The following is a 19,885-nucleotide window of genomic DNA, read 5'->3' as shown; positions in this document are numbered from 1 at the left end:
CCATCCAAGCGAGAACATTCTGTACGACGTGAAATGCACGCGGCACATCGCATCATGGGTCGAAAAGCATGGCGGCCGGCCGCTGATGTGGAAGACCGGGCATTCGCTGGTCAAGGCGAAGATGCGCGAGACGGGTGCGCCCCTGGGTGGCGAGATGAGCGGGCACATTTTCTTCAAGGACCGCTGGTACGGTTTCGACGATGGGCTGTACGCGGGGGCGCGGCTGCTGGAGCTGCTGAGCCGCGAGAAGGATCCGTCGGCGGTGCTCAATGCGCTGCCGCAGTCGACCAGCACGCCGGAGCTGCACCTGCAGATGCAGGAGGGGGAGAACGCCGCGCTGATCGGGCGGCTGCAGCAGGAGGCGAAGTTTCCCGGCGCGGAGCAGATCGTGACGATCGACGGCGTGCGGGTCGAGTATGCGGACGGTTTCGGGCTGGCGCGCTCGTCGAACACGACGCCCGTGGTGGTGCTGCGCTTCGAGGGTGAATCGCAACAGGCGCTGCAGCGCATCCAGGGCGAGTTCCGGCGCGCCATCCTCGCCGTCAAGCCGGATGCGGCATTGCCGTTCTGATGTTGGTGATCGATCGGCCGTGAATATCCTCCTCGTACGCGTCTCTTCACTCGGCGATGTGGTCCACAACATGCCGATGGTGGCGGACATCCTGCGCCACTTTCCGGATGCGCACATCGATTGGGTGGTCGAGGAATCCTACGTCAACCTGGTGAAGCTGAACAGCGGCGTGCGCGAGGTGATTCCGTTCGCATTGCGGCGCTGGCGCAAGAGCCTTCTGTCGGCGCCGACACGCGCCGAGATGCGCGCGTTTGTCCGGCGCCTGCGCGCGCAGGCCTACAACTACGTGTTCGATACCCAGGGCCTGCTCAAGACCGGCATCGTGATGCAGCTGGCGCGCCTTGCGCCTGGCGGCAAGCGCGTCGGCCTCGCCAACGGCACCGAAGGATCCGGTTATGAAGGTGCGTCGCGCATCTTTCACTCGATGAGCGTCCCGGTCGATCTGCGCACCCACGGGGTGCTGCGCGGACGGCTGGTCGCGGCAGCGGCGCTGGGTTATCCGGTCAATACGCCCGCTGACTTCATGCTGCGCGAGCCAGATTTTCCGCAAGCCCCGGCATGGCTGCCGGATGTGCCATATGCAGCGTTTTTCCACGCGACGGCGCGCGCCGCCAAGCAATGGGCGCCCGCCAACTGGATCGAGACGGCACGTCTGCTGCATGCGCGCGGCATGCCGGTCCTGCTGGCCTGGGGCAGCGATGCGGAACGGCAGGCGGCGCAGCAGCTCGCGGAGCAGATGCCAAATGCGCGTGTGCTGCCGAAGCTGTCGATGATGGAAGCAGTGCTGTTCGCCCGGCGAGCAGCGCTCGCGATCGGTGTGGATACCGGACTGACGCATATCGCCGCCGCTTACAACCGGCCGACGATCGAACTCTATTGCGACTCGCCGCGCTGGAAAACCGAGGGCGACTGGTCGCCGAACATCATCAACCTGGGCGACCAGGGATCGCCGCCGGACGTGGCGCAAGTGGAAGCAGCCATCATGACATTGCTCGGCGCGCCGGAGAATGCGCGCGCCACGCGGGCCGGTCCGGCATGATGCGCGCCATCCAGGCAGAAGAAGACTGAACCGATGCGTTTCCTCTATTCCCTCGCATGGTGGCTGGCCTTGCCGCTAGTCGTGGCAAGGCTGTGGTGGCGCGGCCGCAAGGAACTGGGCTATCGTCAGCATTGGGCTGAGCGCTTTGGTTTCTATCAAGGCAGCGCGCCCCGGCACAGGATGATCTGGGTGCATGCGGTTTCCGTGGGTGAAACGCGTGCAGCTGAACCGCTGGTGACAGCATTGCTGCAAGCCTATCCGGAGCGCGACATCCTGCTGACCCACATGACGCCTACCGGACGCGCGACCGGTCAGGCCCTGTTCGCGAAATACGGCGTGCGCGTGCGGCAATCCTATCTGCCCTACGATACCGGCTGGATGGTCGCGCGCTTCCTGCGCCACTTCACGCCGTGTGCTTGCGTTCTGATGGAAACCGAGGTCTGGCCGAATGTGATGGCACAATGCGCGCGTCACAAGGTGCCGGTGGCGCTGGTCAATGCGCGCCTGTCGGAGCGTTCGCTGGCCAAGGCGCAGCGGCTGTCGGCGCTGATGAAGGAAGCGGCGCAGGCATTCTCCTGTGTCGCCGCGCAGACCGATGCCGATGCGCGCCGCCTGCGAGACTTTGGTGCACCGCACGTGCATGTCACCGGAAGCATCAAGTTCGATGTCACGCCGGACGAAGCCATGCTTGCCAGGGGCGAGCGGCTCCGCGCGCAGATCGGCGCGCGGCCCGTCCTGCTCTGCGCCAGCACGCGTGAAGGCGAGGAGGCCTTGATCCTCGATGCCTTGCCGGCGGTCGATCTGACGGGGGCGCTTGTTGTGATCGTGCCGCGGCATCCGCAGCGTTTCGATGAAGTGGCGCGCATGATTGAATCGCACGACCTTTCCCTGTGCCGCAGATCGACCCTGGGCGATGCGCCCGTCCCGGCCGGTACTCGCGTGCTGCTGGGCGATTCCATGGGTGAAATGTTCGCGTATTACGCGGCATGCGACCTGGCGTTCATTGGCGGCAGCTTGCTTCCTCTTGGTGGACAGAACCTGATCGAGGCGTGCGCGCTCGGCAAGCCGGTACTTGTCGGGCCGCATACCTTCAATTTCGCCAGCGTGAGCGAAGACGCCATCGCCGCCAGTGCCGCTTTGCGCGTGGCGGATGCCGAGTCGATGCTGCGTGAAGCAGCACGCCTGCTGCTAGCCGAGCACGAACGCCTCGTCATGGGCGTCAATGCGGAAGCATTCGCGCGCCTGCATCGCGGCGCGACCCAGCGCACGTTAAGATTGCTGGAGCCTTTGCTGGATTAGCGCGGACAGTAAGAAACGTGCGCAGCGCCGATATGCCTGTTCCCGGAAATCCACAAAAAATTTTCGTGCTTTTCGTGGGGCACGCCGAGTGTTTTCCGTGGGCACTCAAAAATGCTTCGAGCACCGAAGTAGCGCGTCAAGACAAGGCCGATCAGTTCACCCTTGCCCAGAAAACCATGTCCACGAAAAACACTCGGCGTGCCCCACGAAAAGCACAAAGATTTTTGTGAATTTTTCGTGGACAGGTGTAAGGCTGCGTCCTACCTCGAGGCTTGAGGGCCGGCGTCGCTGATGCCGCCCCCGAGCGCGCGATACAAGTCGATCGCATTCGTCAGGCGCAGCAGCCGTGCCTGGACCAGCGATTGCTCGGCGGAGAACAGTTCGCGCTGGGCGTCGAGCACGTCGAGCGAACTTGCGATGCCGTTCTGGTAGCGCTGTTCGGCCAGCTTCAGGCGGTCCGCATCGGCATCCAGCACCGCGCGTTGCGCTGCGACCTGGTCTTCCAGCGTGGCGCGCGCGGCCAGGGTGTCGGCCACTTCGCGGAAGGCGGTCTGGATCGATTTCTCGTAATCCGCCACGGCCATGTTGTTGCGCACTTCCGCCAGCGACAGGCCGGCGCTGTTGCGGCCGGCGTCGAAGATCGGCAGCAATAACTGCGGTGCGAAGGACCAGGTGCGCGAACCGGCATCAAACAATCCGTCAAGCGCATTGCTGGCGGTACCGATGCCTGCGGTCAGCGAGATGCGTGGAAAGAACGCGGCACGTGCCGCACCGATGTTGGCATTGCTTGCCTTCAGGCGCTGCTCGGCGGCGCGGATATCCGGGCGGCGCGCGAGCAGGTCGGAAGGCAGGCCAGCGGGAATGTCGGTGACGATATTCTGCGCATCGAGCGATTGCTCCGGCGGCAGGCCGCCAGCCAAGGGCTTGCCGACCAGCAGAGTGAGCGCATTTGTTGCCTGCGCGCGCTGCCTGGTCAGCGTGGCGAGCGATGCGCGCGCTGTCTGCACCAGGACTTCGTTCTGGCGCAGGTCGAGCGCGGAGGATGCGCCGACGTCGAAACGCTGCTTCGCGAGCTTGTATGCCGTGTCGCGGCTCTCGAGCGTCTTGCGCGCAAGCTCGTATTGCTCGGCGAAGGCACGCTCCGCCAGGTAGGCTTTCGCCACTTCCGCAATCAGCGAGATTCTTGCGGCCTGCGCCGCTTCCTCAGAGGCCAGGTATTGCGCCAGCGCGGCATCGTTCAGGCTGCGCACGCGGCCGAAGAAATCCAGCTCGAACGATGTGATGCCCAGTCCGACCTGGTAGCTGCTGCCGACGGTCGCCCTACCGGTTGGTGACAGGTTGGCAGGCGTGCGTGCGCGCGAGCCGCCAGCGGTGGCGTTGAGCGTCGGAAGCAGGTCTGCGGACTGGATGTTGTACTGCGCGCGCGCTTCCTCGATGCGCAGTGCGGCAATCCGCAGGTCGCGGTTGTTGGCGAGCGCGGTCTCGATCAGTGCCTGCAGACGCTTGTCCGGGAAGAATTCGCGCCAGCCGATGGATGCGGCATTGGCGGCGTTGGCGGCACTCTCCGCGGTCGGAGTCGGGTAGGCATTGGCGACCGGCGCTTCCGGGCGGTGGTAGGTCGGTGCGAGCGAACACCCGGCCAGCAGGCCTGCTGCGGCCAGCGAAAGTGTCAGTCGCTTACTCATTGCTTTCCTCCTGTTGCATGTGCGCGGCATACATCTGGCGCTGCCGTTCGCTGCCCTTGAAAATGCGCCGCACCACGACGAAGAAGACCGGCACCATGATCACCGCGAGTACCGTTGCCGTGATCATGCCGCCCATCACGCCGGTACCGATGGCGCGCTGGCTGGCGGAACCGGCGCCGCTGGCAATTACAAGCGGCAGCACGCCAAGGATAAAGGCGAGCGAGGTCATGATGATCGGACGGAAACGCAGGTGCACGGCTTCCAGCGTGGCGTCGATCAGGCTGCGGCCCTGGGCCTGCAGGTCTTTCGCGAACTCGATGATCAGGATCGCGTTCTTCGACGACAGGCCGATGATCGCGATCAGGCCGACCTTGAAATACACGTCGTTCGGCATGCCGCGCAGTGTCGCGCCAAGCAGCGCGCCGAGCACGCCCAGCGGCACCACCAGCAATACCGACAGCGGGATCGAGGTGCTTTCATACAGCGCAGCCAGCACCAGGAACACCGCGATCAGCGACAGCGCGAACAGCGCCGGCGCCTGCGAGCCGGAAGTCTTTTCCTCGCGCGACCCGCCGGTCCATTCGTAGCCGAAACCGGCCGGCAATTGAGCCGCCAGCTTCTCCATTTCGTCCATCGCTTCGCCCGTACTGCGACCGGGCGCGGCATCGCCGGAAATCTTCATCGCCGGATAGCCGTTGTAGCGGACGAGTTGCACCGGGCCGGTGGCCCAGCGCGTGCTGGAGAACGACGAGAAGGGCACCATCGTGCCTTGCCCATTGCGCACATACAGGTTCAGCAGGTCCTGCGGCTGCATCCGCTCGGGCGCATCGGCCTGCAGGATCACGCGCTGCTGGCGGCCCGCGTTGGGGAAGTCGTTCAGGTAGGCGGAGCCGAAGGCATTCGACAAGGCGCTGTTGATGTCGGCAAAAGCGACGCCGAGCGCGTTGGCCTTGTCGCGATCGATGCGCAGTTCGAGCTGCGGCGTGTCTTCCAGTCCTTCCGGACGCACACCTTGCAGCACGGGGCTCTTTGCCGCCATGCCGAGCAGCTGGTTGCGCGCGGCGAGCAGCGCGTCATGGCCGCGGCCGCCGCGGTCCTGCAGGCGGAAGGTGAAGCCGGTGGCATTGCCCAGTTCGCGGATCGGCGGCGGGTTGACCGGGAAGATGATCGCATCGCGGATCTGCGACAGCGCGCCGAATGCGCGTCCGGCAATCTCGGTGGCCGACTCTCCCTTGCCGCGCTCTTTCCAGTCCTTCAATGGCGTAAACACCAGGCCGGCGTTCTGGCCGCTGCCCGAGAAGCTGAAGCCGAGCACGCCGACGGTATGCTGCACTGACGGCTGCTTCAGGTAATAGTCCTCGACCTGCTTTACCACGTCCAGCGTGCGGTTGACGCTGGCACCCGGCGGCAGCTGCACGTTGGTGATGAGGTAACCCTGGTCTTCGATCGGCAGGAAGGACGACGGCAACCTTGCATACAGGAAGGCGACGCAGGCGATGATGACGCCGTAGATCACCATGTAACGTCCGGTCCTGGTCAGGATGCGCCCGATGAAGCTCTGGTAGCCGGTTGCCGTGCGGTGGAAGAAGCGGTTGAACCAGCCGAAGAAACCTTTCTTTTCGTGATGGTGACCCGCTTCGACCGGCTTGAGCAGTGTCGCGCAAAGCGCCGGTGTCAGCGACAGCGCCATCAGCGCCGAGAACAGCATGGAGGACACCATCGACAGCGAGAACTGGCGGTAGATCGCGCCGACCGCGCCGCCGAAGAATGCCATCGGGATGAACACCGCGACCAGCACCAGGACGATACCGATGATCGCGCCGGTGATCTGTCCCATCGCCTTGCGCGTGGCCTGACGCGGCGGCAAACCTTCCTCGCTCATGATGCGCTCGACGTTCTCCACGACCACGATGGCATCGTCGACCAGGATGCCGACGGCCAGCACCAGGCCGAACATGGTCAACACGTTGATCGAGAAACCGAACGCCGACATGACACCAAAGGTTCCCATCAGCGCGACCGGCACCACGATGGTCGGGATCAGCGTGTAGCGGATGTTCTGCAGGAACAGCAGCATCACGAGGAACACGAGCACCACCGCTTCGAGCAGGGTCTTGACGACTTCTTCGATGGAAATCTGCACGAACAGGGACGTGTCGTACGGGATCTCGTATTTCACGCCGGCAGGGAAGTAGCGCGACAGTTCCTTCATCTTCGCATGCACTGCCTTGGCGGTTTCCAGCGCATTGGCGGTCGGCGACAGGAGCACGCCGATGGCCGAGCTGGGCTTGCCATCGAGTCGCGCTGCCGTTGCATAGGTCTGGCCGCCGAGCTCGATGCGCGCGACGTCACGCAGGCGTACGGTTGCGCCGTTCGGGGTGGCGCGCAGCACGATGTTGCCGAACTGCTCCGGAGAGGTCAGCTGGCCGGCGACGATCACCTGCGCCGTGATCTGCTGCGTATCCTGATTCGGCGTCTCACCCAGCGTGCCGGATGCCACTTGCGCGTTCTGGGCCCGGATCGCGGCTGCCACATCCGCGGCCGTCAGCTTGAAACCGACCAGCTTGGCCGGATCGATCCAGATCCGCATGGCGCGCTCAGTACCGAAGAGCGTGGCATCGCCGACGCCGGGAATGCGCTTGAGCTCGTTCAGCACGTTGCGCGACAGGTAGTCGCCCAGCGCCACCGGATCAAGGCTGTTGTCGGTGGAAGACAGCGTGGTGAACAGGAGGAAATTGCTGCGCGCTTTCGTCACCTGCACACCCTGTTGCGTCACCGCCTGCGGCAGGCGAGGCTCGACGCGCTTGAGGCGGTTCTGCACATCGACTGCGGCAAGGTCGGGATTCGTGCCTGGCGTGAAGGTAACGGTGATCTGCGCCTGGCCGTTCGCCTGGCTCTGCGACTCGATGTACTGCAAACCCTCCGCGCCGTTCATTTCCTGTTCGATCAGGCTGGTGACGCTTTCATCCAGCGTGCTGGCCGATGCGCCGGGATAGGTGGCGGTAATGACGACCGAGGGTGGTGCGATGGTCGGATACTGCGCGATCGGCAAGCGCGTGATCGAGATCGATCCTGCCAGCAGGATGAACAGCGCGATCACCCATGCGAATACCGGGCGGTCAATGAAAAACTTTGCCATCTGGCGATTCCTTGCTTAAGGTTTCTGGGCGGCTTGCGGGGCGGCATTCGGTGTTGCGCTCGCGGCAGGATTCTTCCACGGCACGGCTTTCACGGGCGCGCCCGGTTGGGCCTTCTGCAGGCCTTCAACGATGACGCGGTCGCCTGCTTTCAATCCATCCAGAATGATCCATTTGTCATCCTGCGCCGAACCGGTCTTGACCGTTTGCGCCTTGACCTTGCCGTCGGCGCCGACCAGCATCACGGAAGCAGTGTCCTGGTTGCGCACGACCGCCTGCTGCGGCACCGTGATGGCCTTTTCATCGACTGCCTGTTCCAGCCGAGCCCGCGCGTACATGCCGGGCAGCAGGAAACGGTCGGGATTGGGGAACTTGGCGCGCAGCGTGACGGCGCCGGTGTTTTCGTCGACGCTCACATCCGAGAACAGCAGCTTGCCGGCATGGGGATAGGCGGTGCCGTCTTCCATGACGAGCGTCACCTTTGCCTGGTCGCGGCCGACGCGCTTGAGCTTGCCGCTCTCCATCGCGCGTTTCAATTGCAGGAGTTCGGATGCGGATTGCGTCATGTTGACGTAGATCGGATCGAGCTGCTGGATCATCGCCAGCGGTGTCGCCTCGCCCTGGCCGACGAGAGCGCCCTCGGTCACGAGTGCGCGGCCGATGCGGCCGGAGATGGGGGCATTGACGGTGGCATAGCCGAGGTTGAGCTTCGCTGTTTCCACCGCCGCTTTTGCCGCTGCCACGTCGGCAGCAGTCTGTTTCTGCGCCGTGAGCGCATCGTCATATTCCTGCTTGCTGATCGCGTTGGTCTCGACCAGCGGCTTGTAGCGTTGTACCTTCAGGTTGGCCTGGGCCTGGTTGGCCTCCGCGCGCGCCAGCGTTGCCTGCGCGCTGTTGTAGGTGGCCTGGAAAGGCGCCGCATCGATGCGGAAAAGTACTTCTCCGGCCTTGACGTCGCTGCCTTCCTCGAAAGTGCGTTTGAGCACGATGCCCGGCACACGTGCGCGCACTTGCGCGACACGCGTGGCCTCCAGCCTGCCGGGCAACTCGGTCGTCATGACGATGCGCTCCGGCTGGACGGTCACGACTGCCACCTCGGGCGGCGGCATGCCGCCGCCGGGTGTCTGGGCGGCGGCATTCTTTTCCCCGCATCCAGCCAGGCTGAATAACATCGATGCAATTACGGCAATTACTGTAAGGCGGCAAACTGAAGTCATAAATAACTCGCAGAACAAAAAGAAGGCCTCTGTCGACAGGACAGGCGGATGGCAAGACCAGGGAAAATTCCGGAGGGGAGGGCAGTCGGCCGGAAGACTCCGCACATTTCAAATAAACAAACGCTTATTTTATCGATATCCTTGATTTCCTGTTCATACCTTTGAGAGTGGACAAAATGCCATCGGGCCGCATCTCGCAAGCGCGCGAGCATGAAAAAACCTATGCGGTCTGGGTAAACCTGAGCAGGGTAGTCGGGTAAAATATTGATAAACGGCATCTTTTGCAAGCCCTGTCGCGTTGCAGGAGCGGCCGGACAGCGAAGTCCCTTGCCGGGCGCTTTCGCCAATACAAGCAAGGGTGTTGAAGATGCCGATTCAGTTTGCCTGTTTCCCCTCGTCGCCTCCTCTGCGACGCATCGGGCTGTGTTGCGCGTGTGCCGTGACGATGGCGGGCACCACGACAGCAAGGGCAGCATCGAGCGAGTTCGATCTCGCCGCATTGCCGATCGAACAACTCCTCACCCTCGAAGTCTACAGCGCGTCCAAGTTCGTGCAAAAGCTCAGCGACGCACCCTCGGCGGTGGAGGTCGTCACCGCGGCGGACATCAAGACATTCGGCTGGCGCACCCTGGCCGACATCCTGCGCAGCATGCGCGGCCTGTATGTCACCAATGACCGCAATTACAGCTATCTCGGCGCGCGCGGCTTCCTGCGGCCGGGCGACTACAACACGCGCTTCCTGCTGCTGGTCGATGGCGTGCGCAACAATGACGCCGTATATGACCAGGCATCGATCGGCAGCGAATTCATGCTGGATGTCGATCTGATCGAACGCGTGGAATTCGTGCCTGGCCCGGGATCGTCGATCTACGGCGCCAATGCCTTCTTCGGCGTGATCAACATCATCACCAAGCGCGGCCGCGACCTGGACGGTGCACAGGCAGCGGTGCAGGGCGGCACCCACGGCGCCGGCAAGCTGCGAGCCAGCTACGGCAAGCGCAGCGAGAACGGTGCGGAATGGCTGCTCTCCGCCAGCACATTCAATGACCCCGGCGCCGACCTGTATTTCCGGGAATTCGATACGCCGGCCACCCATAACGGCATCGCGCATCGCCTCGACTACGATCGCGGCAATAGCGTCTTCGTGAAAGGCACGATGGGACCGTTCAGTCTATCGGCCTCGCATGCGGAGCGCACCAAGGGTGTTCCGACCGCCTCCTTCAGCCAGGTGTTCAACGATCCGCGCTCGCATACCGTCGATGCGCAGAGTGTCGCCGACATAGGCTACCGCGCGACGCTTGCGGATGCCACGGAAGTGTCGTCGCGCGTGTACGCCGGTCGATACGATTACACCGGCGACTACATTTACGACTATCCGCCGCTGACCGTGAACCGCGATGGCGGGCGCGCGCGCTGGTGGGGCGCCGAAGCGAAGATGATGGTCACCCGTTACACCGGCCACAAGCTGGTGGCCGGCGCCGAGTATCAGCGCGACTACCGGCGCGACCAGTTCAACACTAACGTCGATCCTTACGCGATGTATCTGGATGACCACCGCCACGGCACGCGGTCGGGCATCTACCTGCAGGACGAGGTCACGCTGCGCGAGAACCTGCTGCTGAATGCGGGCTTGCGCTACGATCGCATGTCCAGCACCGGCGGCACCGTGAATCCCCGGCTTGCGCTGATTTTCAGGCCGTTGCCGGCCACCACCTTCAAGGCCCTGTACGGCACCGCGTTCCGCGCGCCGAATGCCTATGAAATGTATTACCAGGTGCTGAACACCGGCGGGCAGAAACCGAATCCCGACCTGAAGGCGGAACACATCCGCACCTATGAGCTGGTCGCCGAGCAACAGCTCGCCGCCGACGCCCGCGTGACGGCATCGGTATTCCGCAACATCGTTTCCAACCTGATCACGCAGACCATGGATCCTGCCGACGGCCTGCTGGTGTTCCGCAACCTGTCGCGCGCCACGGCGCGCGGCATCGAGTTCGGCGTGGAGAAAGCGTGGAGCGGCGGGATGCGGCTGCGCAGCAGCTACAGCTGGCAGCAGACCCGCGACGACCTGACCGGCGCACCGCTGGTCAATTCGCCTCACCATCTCGCGAAGCTCAACCTGTCCGCGCCTGTGTTCTCTTCCGGCTGGCGCGCCGGGGTCGAAGGCCAGTATGTCGGCCGGCGCAAGACCTTGCAGAGCGAAACCGGCGGCTACTGGCTGGCGAACCTTACTCTGTCCTCCGTGCGGCTTGCGCCGGGGTTGGAAATGTCAGCCAGCATCTACAACCTGTTCGACCGTGCCTATGCCGATCCCGGCGCGGAGGAACATGTACAGGATGTACTGCGCCAGGACGGACGCAGCTTCCGCCTGAAAATGACCTATGCTTTCTGACATGCGACACGGCGCGAGAAACAGTCCGACAAGGCGTGCTGCGCAGGCGCTTCCGGTGTGGCTCGCGTTGTTTGCATGGCTCTCGCTGCTGTCGCCGAGGCTGTCTGCCGAACCGGTGCCGGAGTATGATCTGAAGGCCGCGTTCGTCTACAACTTCGCCCTGTTCACCGAATGGCCGGCGAACGTCGTTTTTGAAGGTGGAAACTTGAACATCTGCGTCAATCCGGGCAATCCGCTGCACCAGTCGCTGAGCGCTCTGGGCGAGAAACGGATCAAGGGCAAGCGCATCGTCGTGCGTCAGACGGTTGCACCGGACAACCTGGCCGGCTGCCACGTGCTTCTTCTCGACAGCAACGACCGCGAACGCTGGATGCAGATCAGGAAGGCGCTGGATGGCACCAGCGTGCTCACGATTGCCGATGACGACGACATCGGACATGACGGCAGCATCATCACGCTGGTGCCGGACAATCATCGCATGGTGTTCGACATCGACCTGCGGGCGGCGCGGCAGGCGCGCCTGGTGCTGAGTTCAAAATTGCTGCGCCTTGCGCGTACTGTCCAATGAACAGTCAGCCTGACATCGGTTCTCCGCGCATCGGCCACTGGATGACGCTGGCCAACCTGGCGACCGCTGCCGCCGCGCTGCTGGTGGCGAGCGTCCTGCTGATCCTGTTCCAGTATCTGTCGCTGCGCAGCGCCTTGATCGAAGACGTTGGCGTCCAGGCGCGCATCATCAGCGAGAACAGCACGGCGGCGCTCATGTTCGGCGACAGCCGCGCCAGCAATGAAACGCTGGCCGTGCTCGATGCCGCGCCGGCGATCCAGGCAGCCGGAATCTTCACCGCGCAGGGGCAGCTGCTGGCTTCGTACCGCCGCCGCAATGCAGCAGAGGTGGTCATGCCGCCGGCATCGCTGATCGAGTCGGGTTACGCATTCAGCCTCGATCATCTGGACATGACGAGGCGCGTCAACATCGATGGCCGCCATATCGGTATCGTGGTGCTGCGCGCCAGCCTCGGCCAGCTCTATACGCGCCTTGCAAGCTACGCCGGCCTGACGCTGATGATTGCACTGGGCTCGCTGGCCGTCGGTTTCCTGCTCGTGGCGCGCATGCGCCGGGTGGTCAGGAGCGCCGAGGCGCACCTGCACTACCTCGCCCACATGGATTCGGTCACCGGTCTGCCAAACCGCCATGCCTTCAACGAGAGGCTGTCATTGGCCATATCAAAGGTGAACCAGTTCGGCGGCAGCGTCGGATTGTTGCTGATCGACCTCGACAACTTCAAGATCGTCAACGATACACTCGGCCATCATAGTGGCGACCTGCTGCTGAAACTGGTGGCACAGCGCCTGCTTGAATGCATGCGCAGCGGGGACGTCATCTGCCGTATTGGTGGCGACGAGTTCGCCATCATTCTCGAGTCCGATTCGGGGCGCAACGGTGGCTGGGTCGCGGAAAAGATACTCGCGACGCTGGCTTCGCCCTTTGACGTGGACGTGCACGAAATCTACGTCACGGCCAGCATCGGCATCAGCGTATTGCCGGACGATGCGGTCGACCTTGAAACCCTCACGCGCAATGCCGACACGGCGATGTACCAGGCCAAGGGGAAGGGCAAGAATGCATTCGAGATGTTCCATCCGGAACTCGACCAGCGCGTGCAGAAGAGGCTGTCCCTGGAAACCAAGCTGCGCAAGGCGCTGGAGCGCGGTGAACTCATGCTGCATTACCAGCCGCAGGTCAGGCTGCGCGACGGCAAGCTGGTCGGTCTGGAGGCCTTGCTGAGGTGGAATCATCCGGAACTCGGCACGATCAGCCCGAGCGAGTTCATACCCGTCGCCGAGGACAGCGGCCTGATCGTGCCGATCGGGCGCTGGACGCTGCGAGCGGCATGCCGCCAGGTCGCCGAATGGAAGCAGGCCGGGCTGGGCGATATCCATGTATCGGTCAACCTCTCCGCGCGCCAGACCAAGGACCCGCTCCTGGTGCATGACATCATCGGCGCGCTGCGCGAGTTCGGGGTGTCGCCGGGGCAGCTCGAACTGGAAATCACCGAAACCGTGCTGATGGAGAACGTGCATGCCAACGTGGACCTGCTTAATCGCTTGCAGACCGAAGGCATCCGCTTTTCCATCGACGACTTCGGCACCGGCTATTCATCCATGGCCTACCTGAAGCGCTTTCCTATCGATCAGGTCAAGATCGACCGCACCTTCGTGCGTGACATCCCCGGCGACCGCGACGACGAGGCGATTACCACGGCGATCATCGCCATGGCGCATCGGCTGGGCCTGTCGGTCGTGGCGGAAGGCGTCGAAAACGAGCGGCAGCTCGAATTCCTGCGCTCGGCCGGTTGCGACATCATGCAGGGCTTTCATTTCTCCGAGCCGCTGCCACCGGAGAAGGTCCTCGATCTGGCGAGGAAGCACTCCGTCCTGCTGGAGCAGGCCACGTTCTCGCCCTGAGACGAGGGCTTACGGATTCAGCAGCGCGTTGACCTGCACGAGGTCATCTTCCTTCAGCGTGCCGGCCGCCGACTTCAGGCGCAGACCATTGACGATGGTGTCATAGCGCGCCTTGGCAAGATCGCGTTGAGTGGAATACAGTTGCTGCTGCGCGTTCAGCACGTCGATGTTGATGCGCACGCCGACCTGGTAACCGAGGCGGTTGGATTCGAGCGCGGACTTGCTGGAGACTTCCGCGGCTTCGAGTGCCTTGACTTGTGCAAGGCCGGAGTTCACGCCGAGAAAGGCCTGGCGCGCGCCCTGTGCGGCGACGCGGCGCGCGTTTTCAAGGTCGGAACGAGCCTTGTCTTCCAGCGCGATCGATTCGCGCACCTTGCTGTCGACGGCGAAACCGGCGAACAGGGGAATTGCCCATTGCACGCCGACGGTATTCGTATCGGCGATGCTGCCCACCGGACTGATCGCGCTGCCGGTCTGGTTGGTATGGTTGCGGCTCGCCACCAGGTCGAGCGTGGGGTAGTGGCCGGCGCGATTGCGCTTGATCTCGTGCTGCGCGATCTGGAGGCCCAGTTGCTGGCCGAGAACGCCGTAGTTCTGCTGTTCCGCGCTCTGCACCCACTTGTCGACATCGGCCGGTTCGGGCGGTGTCAGCTGTACGCCGGGGCGCAGCCTGGCAAGGCCGCCTGCGGGCTTGCCGATGATCTGCTGCAGCGCGGTGCGCTTGATCTCCAGGTCGTTCTGCGCCGCAAATTCCTGCGCCACGGCCAGGTCGTAGCGCGCCTGTGCTTCGTGGGTATCGGTAATGGTCGCCGTGCCGACCTCGAAGTTGCGTTTTGCCGAGGCGAGCTGCTCGGTGATCGCGACCTTTTGTGCCTGTACCGATGCCAGCGCATCCTGAGCGGCCAGCACGTCGAAATAGGCCTGCGCCACGCGCACCACCAGGTCCTGCTGGGCCTGCCCGAATTGCGCTTCGCTCAACGCGACGGAAAGCTTGCCCTGCTGGTACTGTTCCCAGTTCGCGAGGCGGAACAGCGGCTGCGACAGCGAGATGGTGTAGGTATTCGTATTGAAATCGCGGTTGGCGGGGATGCCGCCGACCGTGGCATCCATGTTGGAGCGGCTGTAGCCGCCGCCCACGCCGACCGTGGGCAGGAGGCCGGAGCGGCCCTGCGTCGACTTCTCCTGGCCGGCGGTCAGTGCCGCGCGCGCGCTCGCGTAGGGCGCATCATTGGCAAGCGCTTCCTGATACACCTGCAGCAGATTGATGGCATGCGCATTCAATGAAAGGGCACCTAACAAAATACCGCTTGCAGCGTACCTTGCCATCGGCATTTTGTTAAACGCTCTAGGGAAGGAGCAGGCAATCAGCGTGGCGATATCGTGTTTCGGCATTCAGTTCTCCGGTGGGCTCAGTCAGATCAGACAAGGGTTGGGACTCATTTCACAATCAATCGGGTTCACGTTCACAACAGGACCGATGCCGACAAGGCGCACGATGCGATAAAGACCGTTGCCCGGTTGCGAGAAGCGCGACGCGGCCTGTGCCGGCTGTGGCATGAACCTTCCGGGAAGCGCTCCGGACGAGCCTTGTGGCGCTGCGGCATCAGCACAGGCACCCAGCCTGCGCGTCCTGTCGCGCCTTGCACGCCATTCGTCCGGTCCATCTTCGCGAGCCCTCCTGCCGATGAAATGAGTACTAATAGGTTGGCATTGAGTTATCGACCTGCAGCGCCCATGCATGGACGCCGCCGGCCAGGTTGATAACCTGGTCGAAACCGTTGCGTTCGAGGAAGGACGCAACCTGCATGCTGCGTCCGCCGTGGTGGCAGATGCACACGATCGGCGCATCCCTGTCGAGATCCTGAAGACGTGCCGGCACCGTGTTCATCGGCATCGGCACGGAGCCCGCGATGTGGCAAGTCTGGAATTCCCAGGGCTCGCGCACATCGAGCAGCACCGGGCTGGCGCGTGATGCGTCAGCGAGCCATGTGGCCAATTCCGGTGCGGTGATGTTTTGCATGAATGATCCTTAGAACACGAAATGCGACGGCACCAGTGCATCGCGCAGCGGCTTCTCGTCGGTTTCAAAAACCTTGATGGTGTTCCACGCCGTGTCCGACACGCGCGTGATGATCTGCGCCGACATGACGGGGGATTCGCCGATGATGGCGAAGATGCGTCCACCGACCTTGACCTGCTTCAGGAAGGTGTCGGGCAGCACTGGCAGCGAGCCGGAAATCACGATCACGTCGTACGGCGCTTCGGAACCCGCATTGGACCAGCCCTGCGCGCCGTTGCCGAGCGCGACTTCCACATTGGCCACGCCGTAATTGGCGAGGTTCTTCTGCGCCATGGCCTTGAGTTCCGGATCGATGTCGACTGTGGTCACGAAGCGGCCCTTGTAGGCCAGCAGCGCGGCCATGTAGCCTGAACCTGCGCCGATTTCAAGGATCGTCTCGTGCTTCTTGATGGCGAGTTCCTGCAGGATGCGTGCTTCGACTTTCGGTGCGAACATGTGCTCGCCGTTCGGCAGCGGGATCTGCGTGTCGAAGAATGCCAGGTCCTTGTAGGCGGGCGGGACAAAGGCTTCGCGCTTGACGACCGTCAGCAGTTCGAGGACGTCCGGCGCGAGGACGTCCCATGGGCGGATCTGCTGTTCAATCATGTTGAAACGGGCTTGTTCGATATTCATGTCGGCACTCGGGGAGTTGGGAATAAAGTAATGAAACGCATGTTACCAGTGATGGCGCGCGAAAAGAGTTTTGTGCTGGCACTGCACCCCGCCCAAACCCTTGTCACCCGCGCTGTCACTGATGAAATGAGGTCCATATTTTATCAAACAGCATCCTCGTTTTTGCTCTGCAGCACCGATGTTGCCGGCGCGCCTTGATGCCGGTCAGGTTCGCTGTGGCGCCATCTGCGACGCACCCATGTTGCAAAATCATCCAGATAGGTATAAATCACCGGCACCACCACCAGGGTTAGTATTGACGAGGTGATAATGCCGCCGATCACCGCCTGTCCCATCGGCGCGCGCTGCTCCGAACCTTCGCCGAGACCAAAGGCCAGCGGCACCATGCCGAACACCATGGCCAGCGTGGTCATCAGGATCGGGCGCAGGCGGACGTGCGCGGCTTCCAGCAGGGCAGCGGTGCGCTCGGCACCTGCCTTGCGTGCCTGGTTGGCGAAGTCCACCAGCAGGATCGCGTTCTTGGTCACCAGGCCCATCAGCATGATGAAGCCAATGATGGAGAACATGTTCAGCGTCGAGCGGAAGAACATCAGTGCCAGGAACACGCCGATCAGCGTCAGCGGGAGCGCCGACATGATCGCTACCGGCTGCAGGAAGCTGGCGAACTGCGAGGCGAGGATCATGTAGATGAAGATCACCGCCAGCGCGAGCGCAGACATCGCATAGCCGAAGGATTCCTGCATGTTCTTGGTGGAGCCACCCATCTGGTAGCGGTAGCCGGGCTGCCAGTTCAGGCCGTCCAGCACGCGCTTGACGTCGGCACTGACTTCACCGGCGGAGCGCCCGACGACGTTGGCCGAGAGCTCGACCTCGCGGTTGAGGTCGCGACGGTTGATCTGGTTGGCGCCGGTCGAGGGCGTGATTGTTGCGACTTGGCGCAGTGCGACCATCTTCGGCGTGCCATCGGGATTGGTCTGCGAGCTGGCCAGCATCAGGCGCGAGAGGTCGTCGGTGTTGTTGCGGTCGGACGGCGCGAGGCGAACCTTGACGTTGTAGTTTTCGTCGTCCGGTGCGCGCCAGGTCGTGGTTTCGTCGCCGGCGAGCAGGGGACGCAGAGCGCCGCTGATCTGCGCCACGCCCACGCCGAGGTCGGAGCCGATGTCACGTTTCGGTTCGACGGAAATGGTCGGCTTCTCCGCCTTCAAGCTGGAATCGAGGTCGACCAGGCCGGGAATCGCGCGCATCCGGTTCATGGCTTCCACGCTCAGCCTGTCGAGCTCCTTCAGGTCGGTGCCTTGCAGGCTCAAGCGGATCTGCTTGTTGTCGCCGCCCACGCCGTCGAGCGAACCGATGTGCGTGACTGTGATGCCGGCGACCTGCAGCAGTCGGTTACGCAGCGGCACAGCCATCTGCGTGGTGCTGCGCTGGCGCTCGTTGCGCGGCACGAGGCGGATGAAGGTGGTGACGTAGTTCTTGCCCTGCGCCGAACCGGTGTTGATCGTGGTGTAGATGTCGCGCACTTCCGGGAATTCGCGCAGCACGGATTCCACCTGGCGCGCCTTGGTCTCCGTCAGTTCGAGCGAGGAGCCAACAGGCGTGTAGTAGGTGACGCCGGTTTCCGAGTAATCCGCCTGCGGCACGAACTCGGTGCCGATCAGGCCCCCGGCGGGGATCGCGAAGCCAAGGAAGAAGGTCGCCACAGCGATCAGCAGCGTCATCTTGCGATGCTTCAGCGACCAGTCGAGCATGGTCTGGTAGGTGCGCGAGAGCCATTTCACGAAACGGTCGAACTGGCCCAGCACGCGGCCGATGGTGCGGTAGTACAGGCCCTTGTGCTCGCCGTGCGCCGCCGGATCAGGCCACACAGAGGAAAGCATCGGATCGAGCGTGAAGGAGACGAACATCGAAATCATCACCGCTGCGACCACGGTGACGCCGAACTGGTGGAAGAATCGCCCGATGATGCCGCCCATGAAGCCGACCGGCAGGAACACCGCAACGATCGAGAAGGTGGTCGCCAGCACTGCCAGGCCGATCTCGGCGGTGCCGTCGAGCGCGGCGGTCTTGTGGTCCTTGAACCTGCCATGCACTTTCATGCCGGCGTGTCGCACGATGTTTTCGCGCACCACGATTGCATCGTCGATCAGCAGGCCGACGCACAGCGACAGCGCCATCAGCGTGATCATGTTGATGGTGAAGCCGAAGATGTACATGAACAGGAAGGTGCCGATGATCGCGACCGGCAGCGTCAGGCCGGTGATGATGGTGGAACGCCAGGAATTGAGGAACAGGAACACGATCAGGATGGTCAGCATCGCACCCTCGATCAGGGTGCGGCGCACGTTGTCCACGCCGACACGGATCTGGCGCGAGCTATCCTGGATCACATCGATCCTGATACCGGGATAGAGCGCATTGAGGCGCGGCTCGAGTTCCTTCAGCGCCTCCTTGATGCCATCGACCACGTCGATGGTGTTCTCACCCTGCGCCTTCAGCACCGACAGCGCGAGCGTGCGCTGGCCGTTGTACAGCGCGAGGCTTTCCTGTTCTTCCTGGCCGTCGACCACGGTCGCGACCTGCGACAGCGTCACCGGTTGGCCGCCGCGGCGGGCGACGATGATGCGGCCGAAGTCCTGCGGATCCTTGATCCTGCCCTGGATCTGCACCACTTTTTCATCCGCGCTCGAACGGATCGCGCCGGCCGGCAGTTCCTGGTTCTCATTGCGCACCGCGTTCATCAACTGGTCGATCCCGACGCCGAGCGCTTCCATCTCGCTCGGCTTGACATAGATCTGGATCTCCCGGAGGACGCCGCCGACCAGCGACACGGAGCCGACGCCGCGCACATTTTCCAGGCGCTTCTTCACTACCTGGTCGGCGACCGTGGTCAGGTCGCGCATGTCGCGCCGCTTGACCTTGTCATCGTTGGTGACGGAGATGGCGATGATGGGGCGATCGGCCGGGTCGTAGCGCATCACGCGCGGTTCCTTGACCTCCTTGCGGAAACCGGTCTTCACCATCGCGATCTTCTCGCGCACGTCCTGCGCGGCCATGGCCGGGTCGATGGTCAGGTCGAATTCGATGATGACGACCGAACTGCCTTCATACGAGCGGGAATAGAGGTTCTTTATGCCGTTGATGGTGTTGACCGATTCTTCCACCTTGCGGGTGATGTCGGATTCCACCGTCTCCGGCGAGGCGCCGGGATAGTCGGTCTGCACCACGACCACCGGGAAGGTGACGTCGGGGAACTGGTCGACTCGCAGGCGCTGGTAGGAGAACAAGCCCAGCACGATGAACGCGGCCATCATCATGGTCGCGAGAACCGGGTTGCCGATACTGATGCGGGTGAACCACATGCCTGATGTTTCCTATTGTCTGATG

The 19,885-nt window shown here is 63.1% G+C and carries 13 protein-coding genes and 1 pseudogene; 6 read left to right on the top strand and 8 right to left on the bottom strand.

Features of this window, described 5'->3' with window-relative positions; translation table 11 throughout:
* From VJ698_RS01150 to waaA, 3 genes and pseudogenes are all read left to right on the top strand, one after another.
* Positions 1–571, top strand: a pseudogene (locus tag VJ698_RS01150) (phosphomannomutase/phosphoglucomutase); the annotation flags it as partial.
* 19 nt (positions 572–590) lie between these two features.
* Positions 591–1,610 carry a lipopolysaccharide heptosyltransferase I gene (gene waaC, locus VJ698_RS01145; protein ID WP_324100803.1) on the top strand — a complete coding sequence of 340 codons (1,020 nt, stop codon included), beginning with the start codon at positions 591–593 and terminating at the stop codon, positions 1,608–1,610.
* A gap of 33 nt (positions 1,611–1,643) precedes the next feature.
* The gene (waaA, locus tag VJ698_RS01140) at positions 1,644–2,909 is read left to right on the top strand and encodes a lipid IV(A) 3-deoxy-D-manno-octulosonic acid transferase (protein WP_324100802.1); all 1,266 of its coding nucleotides are present in this window, start codon (positions 1,644–1,646) and stop codon (positions 2,907–2,909) included.
* A gap of 260 nt (positions 2,910–3,169) precedes the next feature.
* On the opposite strand, the gene adeC is transcribed toward waaA, so the two are convergent.
* From adeC to VJ698_RS01125, 3 genes are read right to left on the bottom strand one after another with little or no spacing between them, the layout of a single operon-like run.
* Positions 3,170–4,594: an AdeC/AdeK/OprM family multidrug efflux complex outer membrane factor gene (gene adeC, locus VJ698_RS01135; RefSeq protein ID WP_324100801.1), complete on the bottom strand. Its 1,425-nt coding sequence runs from the start codon at positions 4,592–4,594 to the stop codon at positions 3,170–3,172.
* The gene (locus VJ698_RS01130; RefSeq protein ID WP_324100800.1) at positions 4,587–7,733 is read right to left on the bottom strand and encodes an efflux RND transporter permease subunit; all 3,147 of its coding nucleotides are present in this window, start codon (positions 7,731–7,733) and stop codon (positions 4,587–4,589) included. The genes adeC and VJ698_RS01130 overlap by 8 nt, the downstream gene beginning before the upstream one ends.
* Positions 7,734–7,748: 15 nt before the next feature.
* On the bottom strand, positions 7,749–8,948 hold the full coding sequence (locus VJ698_RS01125) for an efflux RND transporter periplasmic adaptor subunit (protein WP_324100799.1): 1,200 nt from the start codon (positions 8,946–8,948) through the stop codon (positions 7,749–7,751).
* 367 nt (positions 8,949–9,315) lie between these two features.
* Between VJ698_RS01125 and VJ698_RS01120 the strand changes: the two genes are divergently transcribed.
* The 3 genes from VJ698_RS01120 to VJ698_RS01110 are packed head-to-tail and all read left to right on the top strand — an operon-like array spanning position 9,316 to position 13,809.
* Positions 9,316–11,340: a TonB-dependent receptor gene (locus VJ698_RS01120; RefSeq protein WP_324100798.1), complete on the top strand. Its 2,025-nt coding sequence runs from the start codon at positions 9,316–9,318 to the stop codon at positions 11,338–11,340.
* On the top strand, positions 11,330–11,908 hold the full coding sequence (locus tag VJ698_RS01115) for a YfiR family protein (protein WP_324100797.1): 579 nt from the start codon (positions 11,330–11,332) through the stop codon (positions 11,906–11,908). Before VJ698_RS01120 ends, VJ698_RS01115 begins: the two co-directional genes overlap by 11 nt.
* A complete protein-coding gene (locus VJ698_RS01110) occupies positions 11,905–13,809 on the top strand; it encodes a putative bifunctional diguanylate cyclase/phosphodiesterase (RefSeq protein WP_324100796.1) in 1,905 nt (634 codons plus the stop codon). Before VJ698_RS01115 ends, VJ698_RS01110 begins: the two co-directional genes overlap by 4 nt.
* A 9-nt stretch (positions 13,810–13,818) precedes the next feature.
* On the opposite strand, the gene VJ698_RS01105 is transcribed toward VJ698_RS01110, so the two are convergent.
* The 5 genes from VJ698_RS01105 to VJ698_RS01085 form a co-directional block, all read right to left on the bottom strand.
* Positions 13,819–15,135, bottom strand: a complete 1,317-nt coding sequence (locus tag VJ698_RS01105; protein ID WP_324100807.1) for a TolC family outer membrane protein — start codon at positions 15,133–15,135, stop codon at positions 13,819–13,821.
* 87 nt (positions 15,136–15,222) lie between these two features.
* Complete coding sequence (locus tag VJ698_RS01100; RefSeq protein ID WP_324100795.1) at positions 15,223–15,366, bottom strand: hypothetical protein; 144 nt, start codon at positions 15,364–15,366, stop codon at positions 15,223–15,225.
* Between the two features lie 139 nt (positions 15,367–15,505).
* Positions 15,506–15,829 carry a rhodanese-like domain-containing protein gene (locus tag VJ698_RS01095; RefSeq protein ID WP_324100794.1) on the bottom strand — a complete coding sequence of 108 codons (324 nt, stop codon included), beginning with the start codon at positions 15,827–15,829 and terminating at the stop codon, positions 15,506–15,508.
* 9 nt (positions 15,830–15,838) lie between these two features.
* Entirely contained in the window at positions 15,839–16,501 is a 663-nt protein-coding gene (locus VJ698_RS01090) for a protein-L-isoaspartate O-methyltransferase (protein WP_324100793.1), read from the bottom strand.
* Between the two features lie 143 nt (positions 16,502–16,644).
* Positions 16,645–19,860, bottom strand: a complete 3,216-nt coding sequence (locus tag VJ698_RS01085; RefSeq protein ID WP_324100792.1) for an efflux RND transporter permease subunit — start codon at positions 19,858–19,860, stop codon at positions 16,645–16,647.
* Between the last annotated feature and the right edge of the window lie 25 nt (positions 19,861–19,885).

Origin of the sequence: Noviherbaspirillum sp., assembly GCF_035254685.1 — a bacterium.
Classification (GTDB): domain Bacteria; phylum Pseudomonadota; class Gammaproteobacteria; order Burkholderiales; family Burkholderiaceae_D; genus Noviherbaspirillum.
Note: the sequence above shows the minus strand (reverse complement) of the source record. Positions and strands in the feature narration are given on the sequence as shown.